At 45.3% G+C, this 13,901-nt stretch carries 8 protein-coding genes; 4 read left to right on the forward strand and 4 right to left on the reverse strand.

Annotation, left to right across the window (positions count from 1 at the left end):
- The first annotated feature begins 31 nt into the window (after nucleotides 1-31).
- Both BO18_RS03585 and BO18_RS03590 read left to right on the forward strand, forming a co-directional pair.
- Nucleotides 32-706, forward strand: coding sequence for an HAD hydrolase-like protein (locus BO18_RS03585; RefSeq protein ID WP_034443649.1), 675 nt, complete (start codon nucleotides 32-34; stop codon nucleotides 704-706).
- Nucleotides 703-1,143: a CPBP family intramembrane glutamic endopeptidase gene (locus BO18_RS03590; RefSeq protein ID WP_034443650.1), complete on the forward strand. Its 441-nt coding sequence runs from the start codon at nucleotides 703-705 to the stop codon at nucleotides 1,141-1,143. The genes BO18_RS03585 and BO18_RS03590 overlap by 4 nt, the downstream gene beginning before the upstream one ends.
- Here BO18_RS03590 and BO18_RS03595 read toward each other — a convergent pair.
- Genes BO18_RS03595 through BO18_RS03605 form a run of 3 tightly spaced genes read right to left on the reverse strand, consistent with a single transcriptional unit; the run spans nucleotide 1,138 to nucleotide 10,846 of the window.
- Nucleotides 1,138-5,169: a UvrD-helicase domain-containing protein gene (locus BO18_RS03595; RefSeq protein ID WP_034443651.1), complete on the reverse strand. Its 4,032-nt coding sequence runs from the start codon at nucleotides 5,167-5,169 to the stop codon at nucleotides 1,138-1,140. The two genes, BO18_RS03590 and BO18_RS03595, sit on opposite strands and share 6 nt — an antisense overlap.
- Nucleotides 5,156-8,692 (reverse strand): PD-(D/E)XK nuclease family protein, encoded by a 3,537-nt coding sequence (locus BO18_RS03600; protein ID WP_034443653.1) that lies wholly within the window; start codon nucleotides 8,690-8,692, stop codon nucleotides 5,156-5,158. The genes BO18_RS03595 and BO18_RS03600 overlap by 14 nt, the downstream gene beginning before the upstream one ends.
- Before the next feature lie 15 nt (nucleotides 8,693-8,707).
- A complete protein-coding gene (locus tag BO18_RS03605) occupies nucleotides 8,708-10,846 on the reverse strand; it encodes a GGDEF domain-containing phosphodiesterase (RefSeq protein WP_034443656.1) in 2,139 nt (712 codons plus the stop codon).
- A gap of 109 nt (nucleotides 10,847-10,955) precedes the next feature.
- Here BO18_RS03605 and BO18_RS03610 point away from each other — a divergent pair, with 109 nt between their 5' ends.
- Both BO18_RS03610 and BO18_RS03615 read left to right on the forward strand, forming a co-directional pair.
- Nucleotides 10,956-11,486, forward strand: a complete 531-nt coding sequence (locus BO18_RS03610; protein WP_034443658.1) for an ECF transporter S component — start codon at nucleotides 10,956-10,958, stop codon at nucleotides 11,484-11,486.
- Between the two features lie 23 nt (nucleotides 11,487-11,509).
- Nucleotides 11,510-12,073, forward strand: a complete 564-nt coding sequence (locus BO18_RS03615) for a TIGR01440 family protein (RefSeq protein WP_034443660.1) — start codon at nucleotides 11,510-11,512, stop codon at nucleotides 12,071-12,073.
- 58 nt (nucleotides 12,074-12,131) lie between these two features.
- Here BO18_RS03615 and BO18_RS03620 read toward each other — a convergent pair whose 3' ends face one another.
- Nucleotides 12,132-13,892, reverse strand: coding sequence for a methyl-accepting chemotaxis protein (locus BO18_RS03620; RefSeq protein ID WP_034443662.1), 1,761 nt, complete (start codon nucleotides 13,890-13,892; stop codon nucleotides 12,132-12,134).
- Between the last annotated feature and the right edge of the window lie 9 nt (nucleotides 13,893-13,901).

The raw sequence follows: 13,901 nt of genomic DNA on the forward strand, positions 1-13,901 counted from the left end.
CGGGGTTGTCAATAGAGTTTTTGGAGGTTTTATGGATAAATACAGATTTCTTTTGTTTGATCTTGACGGTACAGTGACTGATTCCGGCCCTGGGATCATGAATGCCGCACAGATAGCGCTTTCCAGATATAATATCGAAGAAGCAGACTCTGAGCGGCTTCGGCTGTTTGTAGGTCCTCCTCTGGACAAGAGTTTTATGGAAAGATACGGCTTTTCTGAGGAGCAGGCCTGGGAAGCCATCGGATATTTCAGAGAGTATTACAATAAGACCGGAATCTTTGAGAACAGCGTATATCCAGGGATGGATAACCTGTTAAAAGAGCTAAAGGAAGCGGGTTACGTTTTAGCCATCGCCTCCAGCAAGCCCATTGTGCTGATCCACAGGGTTTTAGGCCACTTTGATATCGATAAATACTTTGATGTGGTGGTTGGCTGTGAGCTGGATGGCACCAGATCCAAGAAGTCTGAAGTCATTGAAGAGGTGATAAAGCAGCTTAGCGAGTTGGCGCTTGAGCGAGGGCTTCCGGAAGTTAAGGAACTGTCCATAATGATCGGGGATCGTTGCTACGACGTAGAAGGCGCTCACAGCTTCGGAATGCCCTGCGTTGGCGTTCTATATGGTTATGGAAGTCGTGAAGAGATGGAAGAAGCTGGGGCCGACTATATTACTGAAACAGTTGAAACTCTTGGGGAACTATTCTTATGAAAATCAAATGGTATGAGTTCCTTATCTGGACAGGAATTGGGGCTCTGGCAGCCTTTATCCTGACCCTTATATTCAATGTCACAGGCCTTACTAGGGTTTCCTCTTTTGAAGAGGCCAGTCAGGGCCTATTTTACGTATCAGATTCCATCTGGGTTCTCATTGCCCTTTACTGCTTCGCAACTCCCCTGATTGAGGAGCTTATTTTCAGATACTGTATCTACAATCTGGTCCTTAAATACACGAAAAAAGCTGCAATAGCGATTATACTTACTGCAGCTCTCTTTGGTATCTATCATCTAAATCCGGTACAGATGCTCTACGGTTTTCTCATGGGGCTTCTCATTACCTACAGCTATCACAGGTACAAGATTCTGACCATTCCCTTCCTGGTTCACGCAGCAGCCAACGCAGTGGCGCTAGCCTACACCTTTCTATAGGGCAATTACCTTTCCAAGGGCGAAGGAATAGATATAGACTTCCTTCACCTTTTTAAGAGTGGCGGCTTCTAATGCCCTCTTATACAGGTCAAGCTGAACTTTGTATCTGTCTGTCAGGGTCTTTTCTTCTGATACCCTGTCTGTCTTATAATCCAGAAGTACCAGCTCATCTCCCTCTATAAACCAGGCATCAATGATACCCTGAACCAGCACCATTTCTTCCTTAGGGAACTTGGAATCCAGCTCATTTGCCGGAACTCCCATCATGAAGGGTTTCTCTCGCATCAGCTCCCCTCTTCTGAAAGCTTCCCCCATACGCTGCCCCAAGTCTGTGGCCAGGAAAGCCGTAATATCCGGCGTCCAAACAGCCTGCTGCTCCTCGGGACTAAGCCACCCTTCCTCAGCCTTCCTGCATCCCCATGCGTAAAGCTTCTTTGAAATCGGATCGAGGGTTTCTTTTGAGGCAAAGATTTCCTCGTCTAGTAGCTCCATGATACGGTGATATGCCGTTCCGCGCTCTGCACCGGTGAGGCCGTGGGAACGAACTGAGCTGTCGGCTTGAGCGAAAGGTGCCTCGTGGACGCTGACCTCTGCCTCTTCCACGTAGCTCTTTTTCTTAAGCTCTGAAACAGAGGTCTTCGTAAAAAGACCTTTCAGGTTTTCATGGGCGTATCTTGCTGAGAATTTGGTTCTGAGGTGCTGGCAAAGCTCCTCATCCCAGTATTCATGCATGTTTACGATATAGCCTGCCGATGAGCTTGTTTCCTGGTCTTGTGCAGTGATTTCTCTCGAACCCCAGTATTCATGCATGTTTGCGATATAACCTGCCGATGGGCTTGTTTCCTGACCTCGGAGCTCATTATCATCATGCAGTCCACTGTTTTTCTGTGTTTTTCCAAGTGCGGAGCTAAGGATACTCTTCAATTCCTCTCTTCTAAGAGTCCCATGGAGGGCATCACGGATAAGATTCTCCTTCAGATCCTTTTCGCCCAGTGTACAGATTCTGAAGTCCGGAACCGGACCTTTGTCCATGTGCTCTTTGTAGGTGTCACCGAGGAGCTGATACTTATCAAGGACTGGTTCGAAGGCAGGATGCCTTATGAGTGATGGCATCAGAAGGTCTAAGAAGCTCTTAGCCCCGGATCTTGTGGTATAGGGAAGAAGTCGTTCGCTACCTGAAAGAACAGGAAGCTGCATAACCGATCCCTGGAGTCTGGCTGACAGGTTCTTGTCGTATGCTGTGAGGATAAGCTTTTCCTTTGCTCTTGTAAGGGCAACATATAAAACTCTGATTTCCTCACCAAGGCTATCCATATTCATCTTGGAGGCGATAACCTGGCGCTTTAAGGTGTCGTATTTGACACGAAGCTCAGTGTTTATGCACTTTACCCCTATGCCCAGATCCATATCCGTAATAAGGTCGCCCTGAGAATCCCTGAAGTTGATCTCCTTGGAAAGGCCTGATACAAACACAACAGGGAATTCAAGTCCCTTACTCTTATGTATACTCATAATGCGGACAACGTCAGCGTTCTCGTCGATTATACCCGCTTCACCATAGTCCACCTGAACAGTCTTAAGGTGCTCAATATATCTTACAAAATGGAACAGCCCCTTAAAGCTGGTCTTCTCGAAGTTTGCAGCATTTGTAAGAAGCAGCTCCACATTGGCCCGTCTCTGATTTCCTGCAGGCTGCGCAGCCACAATGGCCTCATAATCCGTCCGATCAAGAATGACCTGCAGCAGCTCATGAACCGGGGTATATGTAGACATAGTGCGCATCTCTTCTACAAACGCAATGAATTTTCGCACACGAACTATGAGCTCATCATCCAGACCAACAGTCGTTTCATATTTTCCAGAAACATCTGCATTTCCATTCTCACCAGACTTCATAAAGGCATTTGCATGATCGATTTCGGCCACATCGGACATATCTGCGTTCCCGGCGCCACCCTTCTCCTCGAGGCTGGAAATTATCTCCAGTCCTTCGTAAAAAGTCTCAGAGAGGGAACGGTCAGCACACTTATCTATCGCTATGCGGATCCTAGCTAGGTCCTCGTCGGAAAAGCCGCCAATAAGGGAGTGCATTACTGCCACCAGCGGAATATCCTGTCTTGGGTTATCTATAACTGATAAGAGGTCCAAAAGAACCGAAACCTCAGGTGCCTCGAAATAACCGCTCTTTGACTCAATATAGGTGGGAATTCCCTGGCTTTCCAGCACATCCTTAAAGACGTCATCCCATCCGGACAAAGACCTTAAGAGGATCACTATGTCCTTGTACTTAAGATCAGGATTCTCACGCCTAAGTGCCAGTATTCTTTCTGCCACAGCCAAAGCTTCCTTTTCCTTGGCTGTCATTGCGCTTATCGTCTCATCAGCATCACTGTCATCAAGCACATCACTGCCATCTAAAAGCATCAGTTCAGGACACACGTCATAGGTAGGTTCTTCAAACTCTCTTCCCAGCCTAAGCAGTGCATCTTCATCGTAGTCAACGCCTCCCAGGTCAGTTCCCATGATCTTCTCAAATATATAGTTGGTGCCTGCGAGAACCTCAATCCTGCTTCGGAAGTTGTTGTGAAGGTCAATCCTCCTGTCAGAAGCCTTATCATCCTTGCTAAAACTTCCCAGTTTTTCCATGAATATCTCAGGTCTTGCCAATCTGAACTTGTAAATGCTCTGCTTGACATCACCTACCATGAACCTTTCGGAAACACCAGCCTCTTCTCCGGAAATTGCCTTAAGGATCATCTCCTGGACATTGTTACTGTCCTGATACTCATCTATGAGAACCTCCCTGAAGAACTCCCTGTATTCCAGCGCCACATTGGAAGGCTTGCAAAGCCCCAGTATCTCCTCGCAGAAAATCCCCTTGCACTCATCCTCATCGGGATGTTCCACCAAAATCTGCAGTGCAAAGTGCTCCATATCCGAGAAATCAATAAGCTGTTTCTCTCTCTTTTTATTATCAAACCTTGACTTAAATTCCAGGGTAAGCCTGCACAGTTCTTTTACTGCCCGGTCGCAAAGTGCCATCTGGGCAACAATGGTCTCTGAGGTGAGAGCAAAATACTTCTCCACAAGTCCATTTATGCCCTTCTTAACCCCGTCCCTGAGGTCCTTTATATAGTCTCTCTTTTCCGTATTGACGGAAGGGTCCTTACTTGCTGACAATCTCCCGAAGCTGATGCCGCGAATGCCGTCAAACAGGGCATCGTAGGTATCATATCTCAAAGCCGCTAAAATACTGTCTTTGTCATCATTAAGGGTCTTTTCATACATATAAGGCCCGTCGCTCTCAAGAGCTATCTTAATTGCACTTTCAGTCTTATCAGCAGCTTCCTTAAGAACTCTCCTTGCGTGAGCCACGCATTCTTTTACCCAGGGAAGCTCATCGAAAGGCACATTCGGTACCTCATAGTCCCTTGCCCTATCCCTGATCCAATCCTCGGGAAATGGCATACTCATGGAAAACTTAAATAACTGATTAATAAATCCGATAGCTTCAGTATCTTTGCTGCCTGAAGCGAAATAATCCATGCAAAAGAGAAAGTCGCTATTGGTCACGTCCTTTGCAGCTTCATATTCCTCTTCCATGAGGTCTGACATGACCTCTTCCCTGATAAGCGTCAGCTCTCCCTCATCTCCAACTCTGAAGGAAGGATCAAGTCCAATGGTATTAAAATTGTTCCTGATAACGTATTGACAGAATGAGTCAATTGTCGTTATCTGGGCGTTATGGATCAGGGTCTCCTGCCTCTGAAGATGGGCATTTTCAGGATCCAGTGCCAGTTCCTTCTGGATAGCTGCAGTGATCTTCTCCTTCATCTGCGCTGCAGCTGCCTTTGTAAAGGTAACCACCAGAAGATGGTCCACATCAAGGCCTCCTAAGATCATCCTGATGATGCGCTCAACAAGTACAGCCGTCTTACCTGAGCCGGCTGCAGCTGATACCAGTATGTTGCAGTCCCTTGCGTCGATGACTGCCTGTTGTTCAGTAGTAAACTTAACTTCTGCCATTATTATCTTCTTTCATTATCAGATCCATTGCATCATTGTCAGAAAGCGTAAGCTTCCTCTTTTCAAATCCACGGATCTTCTCATCATATCCACAGATAGATCTGTAAGCACAGTAAGTACAGGACTGTCTCTTACTCTTTTCATCCTCGTAAGGATTTATCTGAATGTCTCCATCCAGAATCCTCTTACCAAATTCTCTGACCTTCCGGTTCACAAAGCCAGAAATCGCAGAATACTGCTGACTTGTAGCCACAGAAGATCTAGCAGAGAAGTCTCCGTCCTTCTTTATCTCCACCGGAATGATATCAGACTTAGATATAATGCCCTTATCCAGCATCTGTACAATGGTCTGATCTGCGTTAACCAGTCCGGTCATTTTTAGCTTGCTGATTATGTCTTTATTGATATCATCTGCTATTTTTTCTTCTTTCGCGTCAACCATGGGATCATTCACATGGTAATAAAGAATAGCTGCAGGAATTACCTCTTTTCCCGGAGATAGTTTCTTCTCAACTGCCATAGCTACGTTCATATACATCACAAGTTGCAGCTGAAGTCCATAATAGAGATATGCCATGTTAAAAGAATGAGTTCCGGATTTAAAGTCCATTACCTTGATATAAACCTTATCCTCATCCTTACATAGATCAATTCGGTCAACTTTCCCAACAAGCTTCATTCGCTCAGTAATGCCGTTTTTCTCATCCTCTGAGAGGGCCACATTGATCTCCTCAATGCTGCCTGCTTCCTGGAAAGTCATCTCAACAAACGCCGGTTCAAATGTCCCCTTTGAGATCTGATACTTAAGGGTATCCACCGTACGCTGAAGTATCCTTCGTATCCTCTCGATCATGTACTGATTGCGGGAACTGCTGAGAAGTATGGTATCTCCATAACTCTGAACACATTTTGTTAAAGCCTCATTTAATATTTTGTCTGATTCTTCTTTTGACAGAGCATTCCAATTGATACCTTTTGTTATTATTTCTCCTGTATATTCCTCCAAAACCTTATGGAATACATTGCCAAGATCAGAGGCTTCAAATTCGTATTCCTTCCTCTCATCCAGGTGCAGCCCATACCTTATAAAGTGGGCATAGGCGCAGCTTGCAAACTGTTCAAGGCGGCTTACGCTGTTTTCAAGGGTAGCTCCGTAAAGAGCAACAGCCAGAGCCTTTGCCATGGGCACAGACTCATAATGCTTAAATGCTGCTTTCACGAGCCCTTCCATATACTTGCCGTTTCCTTCCTCTGACAAAACCCTGCAGAGGCTGAAAAACTCTTTTCTTTCATCATCAGAAAGTCTTCCGGAGGCATATTCTCTCATCATGGAAGAAAGATTGTCAAAGCTGTCTCTTACTGCCACATTCTGGCTTTCAAAATCCCCCTCCTCAGGTCGTTCAACTGTAAGACCATCAAACATTGAAAGGAGCTTTGGAACAAGATATGCAGGCCCAAGGCTCTTTCCATCGCCTCCGATCGCTGCATAGGAAAGAAAGAGCTTATCCGTGGGTTTCGTCAGGTTCATGTACAGATAGAGTCTTTGAATGTACATCTGCTGTCTTGGTGTAGGAGCAAATTCCACCTCAGTCCCCAGGTCAAGAAGGAACTGCCTGTCAATATCCGAGAGGATTCCGCCACTTCCGGCGCTCTTTGGTATGTTTCCGTCATTTACGCCCACGAAGAACAGGACCTTAACCTCTTTAAGCCTGGTCCTTTCTATATCTCCAACTATTATCCTGTCCACATCCTGAGGAATAGTGCCAACGGAGATCTCGCCAAAGCCTGTGGTAAGAAGCTCCTTGAATTCCTTTAAATCCAGCTTCTCATCACCAATAAGAGCGTCCATCTGATCCAAAAGAGCCATCACCTTGCCGTAGATCTGGTCATACTCCCTGGCCTTCTTGATATCCCCTGCTGCCTCAAACTTCTCTCTATAAGCAAGTAGCTTATCCGCTGATTCGTTTCCTTCTATAACTGCCTTAAGAGCCGCCGTAAGCTCTTTTACCGTGCCATTCTTATTGTCAAATAAAGGCTCAAGATCTGAGGTTATCTTAGCCCTCATGCCCTCCAATATCTCAAGAGTCTTTACCTGGCGCTCATCCGCTTCATCAGCGTTTTTCCTGCGGCTGAATTTTGCAGGCATTCTCCTTAGGAACTTATCTTCCCAGCCTTTTTTGCCTTTGATACCCAGTGCCCTGACATAGTTCTCCAAAAGGTCAGTATCGTCCCTTTCAAAGCCCGTTAAGCCACTTCGCATGTAATGGAACACATCCTCGTACTTATAGCCCGAAATAACGATATTAAGGGCGCTGGTCACATATTCAATAAATGGATTGAGCAGGATACTGGTATTCTGGTCAATGTAGACGGGAATATCGAACTTTTCGGCCCCTCTGGCAATAATATCTCCATAGTTCTCCAGAGAACCGCAAACAAGGGCTATATCCCTGTAGGCATAGCCTTCATTCTTAACCAGGTCAGAAATCTTTATGAGGGTCTGCCTAACTTCCTGAGCGATATCTGACGCCTCATAGAGGAAAATGGAGTTATTCTCCCCGATGAACTTATCTGGCCTGTACCGGAAAAGAGATTTCTCCAGAAATGACAGGGGCTCATTCCCCTTAAGTCTTACTACAGGCTGTTCCCTATAGAAAATATCAGCGTTTTCCCTGTGCCTTAGCTGTCTGAAGGTCTCCAGGTCAGGTATGGATGAGCCCTGCTCCCTTTGCACCTCAAACTCAAGTTTTTCCAGGTCTCTGACGGTCTTTTTTGTGAGCATAAAAAGCTCCTGTTCCTGATAATGACCATCATAAGGATCCTCCTCCGGGCTGATGGTAAGGGATACCACCACTTCCCTTGAAAGCTTCAAAAGCTCTTTTATCACCCTGTACTGAATAGGTGTAAAGCCGGTAAAACCGTCAAATACAATAACGCTGTCCCTTACAAGGGCAGAAGAAGGCAGAGCCCTGCACAGAATGTCCAGAGTTTCCTCCGTTGTAATGAATCTTCCCTCTATGTACTCAAGAAAGCCCTTGTACAGGAGCCTAAGGTCCTTTATCTTGGCATTTAGCGCACCTTTTCCAGAGCTCTTTTCCTCAAGAAGGGACAGCTCCTTATCTCCGATACCATATTGCATGAACTCTGAAATAGTGGATTTAACCTCATCTATATAGCCTGCCTTGTGCATATTTCTGCCAACGACCGGCAGCAGATCCCCCAGCATGTCTGAAACACGCCTAAGGACAAGACTTTTCCCTATATCATCAAGCACAGAAAAAGAGCCATGGCCTGTTTCCTCAAATACTCTGTGAGAAAGTCTGCCAAAGCTCAATATGTCGATGTTCATGATAGCCTTCTTGGGATGCATATTTACCACATCCCATTGGGTCTGCATCGTGAACTGATCCGGCACGATTATCAGATAATCAGTGCCGGGATCCTCTATACTTTTGCTTATTACCTCTTCATAAAGACCGGTGCTCTTCCCCGCTCCGGACGCCCCAAAACAAAACTTCAGCATATGCTGCTCATCCCATCATTTCCAAGTGTCGTCTTTTATCTCATCTGCATATCTGCAGCAGGAGATATACTTCCACCTGTCATTATAATAGAATGGCAGGATCATGTACATCTGCATTCTTCCATTATCCTTTTCCATAGCTGAGTGGTAATAGTCGATCACATAATCCACACCCTGCTCCTTGCACCTGTCTCTGACAGTAGGGATGTAATAAAACTTCCTGAACCTCTCTCTGTCCTCGGGGTACAGATACATGTCGGAGTAGATCTTTACTGCTTCTACAGCATCCATTTCTTTTTCTGCAACAGCCAGCTGATCTGTATTAAGGAAGATGTTCTGCACAGTGCCATTATCATCATAAAGATCAACCCTGAAATACTGGTTAAACACATGGGCCATGGCCACCTGAAGGGAATCTGCCGTATCCGATTCACCGTGGATAGACACATTCCTGGAAACCAGCGCATAGGCTGCCTTATTCTCATGTCTCGAAAGGAATCTCACCTTGTGCCTTATGATATTTCCACTTGTGATAATATCCGCCTCAGACCTGTGACCCTTTGCAGCTTCAGCCCTATCCAAAAGAGCTATATACTCCTTTAACTCAGGAAGCACGTCCAGAGTAGTGTATTTTTCGTTAGCCCCTTCCATACCCGCCAGCCCAAGGGTACTGAGGAAATCACGGTAAGCACTGTTAACAAAAAGATATGTCGGAGCCTTTCCATCCTCTTTCTCAGCAAAAGCTATTGGAAGGTTATTGAAAACCTCCAGGGACTTTTCCCTAAGGGGAGTAGTTCCCAGAAGATTGATATTTCCAATGCTGTCATAGTACTTGCTAAAAGCAAAATCCTCACAGACCTCTAAGCTGCAATCCACCGGTCTGTCAAAATCAGCCACAGGCTTTGGCTTTCCAAAAAGATAGCCCTGGAGCTTCTCACAGCCAATTTTCTTAAGAAACTCATACTGTTCCTGGGTCTCAACGCCCTCTGCAAGGGTATGTATACCCAGCTCTTTTGCCATATTTACTATGGTTGCAAGAATAACTTTTGTTCTTTTATTTGTATCAAAGGTCCTTAGGAAATCCATATCGATCTTAAGCACATCAATGTCATAGTTCTTTAAGTTGTTAAAAGAGCTATAACCTGATCCAAAGTCATCCATCCAGACCTCATATCCTGCCTCCCTGAACCTTTCTATCTGCTGTCCAAGGAAATCAGAACCTGATGTGAGAGCACTCTCAGTCACCTCCACATGTAACAGTTCCACAGGAATATTGTATTTTTCTCTGCACTTATCTACCTCTGCCAGAATATCGCAGAGCTCAAAATCAAGCTGTGACAGGTTTACAGATATGGGCTCAACAGCGAAGCCACTGTCAATGTCATCCCTAAGATCCGAACATACCATATCTATGATGTAAGTATCCAGTTTGTGGACCAGATGTACATCCTCTAAAACCTCAACGAAAATAGCAGGTGATATCAATCCCATCTCAGGATCCTGCCACCTTGCCAGGGCTTCATAGCCACATACCTTTCCTGTAAGAGTCCTTACTTCCTTCTGGTAATATACCTTGAAATACTTCTTTTGGAAGGCGCTCTCAAAGTTGTCGATAACGTACTGCCTGAGCTCATTTCTTTTGCTGAGCTCCTCATCAAAGAAATTGATGTCCTTATCGTAAACCTTAATGATGTCATCACAGGCAATCTTTGCCTTGTCAACCATGATAACAGGGTCCTTTTCCTCTCCGTTGGCCTGATATATTCCAGCCTTTATCCGGACACTAAGTCCCCTCTCGTATTTTACAGCCGCTTCAAAAAGGCGTGACAGCCTGTCCGTTATTTCTTTTGCATCCAGGGAATCTGCAAGAATAATAAACTGATCACCGCTGGTTCTGGCTGCCAGTTCATCAGGGAAAATATTCGTAATCTCTTTTGCTAAGCCACGAAGGAACTCATTGCCTCCTACAAAGCCATATTTCTGGTTGAAGGCCTTGAAGTTCATCACATTCAAATAAATGATAACCGAACTGCTGGTAGCAGAATGGTCACCACTGCCCTGTAAATGGCTCAAAATCCCGTTCAGATTATGAAGCCCGGTGAGCTCATCGATATGATCGTACTCTTCGCGTGGGTTCTCAGAGTTATTAATCATCTTCACCTCATTGTAAAGAAATTGACTATATATCATTATACCATATTTCCAGCACATTTATTCAAATCATTTTATTGCAGATAAGCCGGAATGTGGCTATTATTTACTTATGAAAACATTACGACAGACAAACAGAATCAGATGGGTAACCATCACCGGGGTATTTATGGCCCTGAATATCATCATGTCAAGCTTTGGAATCCCGGTTCCCGGAGGGCATCTGTACCTTTGCGATATGATAATCTGTACAGCAGCTCTTTTGCTGGATCCCGTGGCAGCCTTTATCGTTGGCGGTGTAGGGTCTTTCCTTGGTGACATGATATTTTATCCCCTGCCAATGTTCGTTTCCCTTGTGACTCATGGTCTTCAGGCAGTAGTTATTTCCCTGATTGCCCATTCAAGCATCGGCAGCTCAAAACATGCACAATTTATCCGCTCTCTTATTGCTACTTTGGTTGGTGCTGTTATAATGGTAGTTGGGTATACATTAGGTAAAACCTTTGTATACAGCACTTTTGAGTATGCAATGATCAAGCTCCCTTATGAGATTGCCCAGGCACTTCTGGGTGTCTTCGGATCCCTCCTTCTATGCTACAGAGCGGGACTAATCAGGATCTTCAAGGCCATGGAGCTTAACTAACTACTATAAGGCGGTGAATAAAAATGGATTTTTCTGAAATAACAGACCAGGCAAGGCAGGCAGTTACTGAGATTCTTGATGCAGCCGGTCTTAAGGAGGGCTCCATATTTGTGATTGGCTGTTCCTCCAGCGAAATTCTTGGTGATCAGATTGGAACTGCCACCAATATGGATTCTGCAAATGCAGTATATGACGGCATTATCCCGGTCCTGAGAGAAAGAGGCATTCTTCCTGCAGCCCAGTGCTGTGAGCACTTAAACAGAGCTCTTGTGGTGGACAGGACCGCCATGGAAAAGTACGGTCTTGAACAGGTTAACGCCATCCCTCAGCCCAATCACGCAGGTGGTGCCTTTGGAACTGTATGTTATGAGCGTTTTGATGATCCTGTTCTGGTTGAAGATATCAGGGCAAAGGCTGATGCAGGTATCGACATCGGCGGGACTATGATAGGAATGCACATGCACAGCGTAGTGGTTCCAATGCGAATCTCCCTTAGGAAGATCGGACAGGCTCCAATAATATGTGCTCGCCACAGGCCTAAATACGTGGGCGGACAGCGCGCTATCTACGATGAAAAGTTAATGTGACAAAATAAAAGTCCTCAGAGCTTTTGATAGGCTCCGAGGGCTTTTTTCATGGTCTTTATTACAGTGATTTGAACTTCTGGGTTGTATCGGAAAGCTGCTCCGTAACTTCATTGTTCCTGTCGATGGCCTCAGTGATCTTCTTGATACCTCCAACGATCTCCTGGGAGCTTTCTGCAGACTGGGAAATAGCCTGGGAGCTCTCAACAATGGAGTTGCTGATAAGCTGAACGGAATCAACCATCTCTGTCATGATATCGTTGAGGTTTTCAGCCTTGTCGTTAAAGTTGCCAAGCATTTCCTCCATAATATCTGCGGTGTGCTCGTATTTCTCACCGGTCGCTACAAATTCATCGTAATCGCTGATAACCTGACCGTTGATGTAATCAAGCACTGCCTGAGCATTCTTAGCCAGATTGTTAACTGCCTCAGTAACCTCGTTACTGATATCCTGAATGTTGGCAGCTGTCTGTCTGCTGTTGTCAGCAAGTGAACTGATCTCAGTTGCAACAACAGAGAAGCCCTTTCCTGCCTCTCCTGCTCTGGCAGCCTCGATGGAAGCATTCAGCGCCAGGAGGTTTGTCTGGCTTGCAATATCCAGGATGACCTTTGTAAGCTCGTTAATCTGGGCAACCTTCTCAGATTCATGAACAGATTCCATAAGTGTTCCGGAAAGCTGTTCCACTTGATCTCCAGCTTCTGCCTTTTTCTGGATGACCCTTGCCTTGAGTTCATCAGCCTCTGCCTTGATTCCGCTTGCAGTCTTTGTTCCTTCTGTAGCCTGGTCTGCAATCTCCTGAGCAGCAGCCTTAACGCCTTCCACAGATTCATTGATATGGGAGACATTACCGGATACAGTCTCCATACTGGCTGACAGCTCCTCTAAAGCTGCAGAGGTATTAGTAACATTGTCATCAGCCACACGAAGCTGGGATGTAACTTCGTCCGAGGAGGCTGTAAGTACAACAGATCCCTCTTTTACATCCTTCATGATTCCCTGAAGAGTCTCAATAAAGTGATTGATACCAGTTGTTATGAATAGAAGCTCTGACTTTGATTTTGTCTGTATCCTTGCGGTAAGATCGCCATTTCCCTGCTCAATATTGCTGATAATGACGTTGACCTCATCAGATATACTTCTGATCTTTTTAACAATATTCTGATAGCTGATCAGGAAGCTTATAGCAATAAGCCCAATGATGACAATTATGCCGATCATTGCTGTCAGATTTCCTGACTTCAAGAGGCCAGTCATATAGTCTGTGGTATAGTTTGCAGAATCATTTATCGCCTGATCCAGTACTTTTGTGGAATGGAAAATAGCAACCTTCTGGATTTCTGCCTTATCAAACAATATGGTATAGGCTGAATCCTGATCCCCCTCATCAGTCTTCGCTATAGAGGATTCGATGAATTTCAGCATTCTCTGATACTGGGCCCTGATCTCGCTCATCTGAGCAATGGCGCTCTCGTTGCCTATGGTGGCAAAATCGCTTTCAAGCTCCGAAATATCACCATCAATCGTGGTCTTGATGGCCTCTATCTGTGGAAGAAGAGCCTGTCTGGTCTCTTCAGCAGATGCAGCAACATAGCCTGTGGTCTGGTCATATAATGAAGTTACATCATTTTTAAGCTCAGCCTCATGCATGGTCAGATTCATCATGGTCTGAAACATGTCAATACTGGTGTTTGTGGAGTTCTTCATAGCTGTCATCACAAAGCCCATAACAACGATGAACGCCAGCAAGATTGCCACATTGGCCGCTGCAATCTGGAACATAATAGAATTGATCTTTCTAATGCGTACTTTTTCTTCTCTCATGTCCCCCTC

The sequence above is a fragment of the Butyrivibrio sp. AE2032 genome (assembly GCF_000702965.1).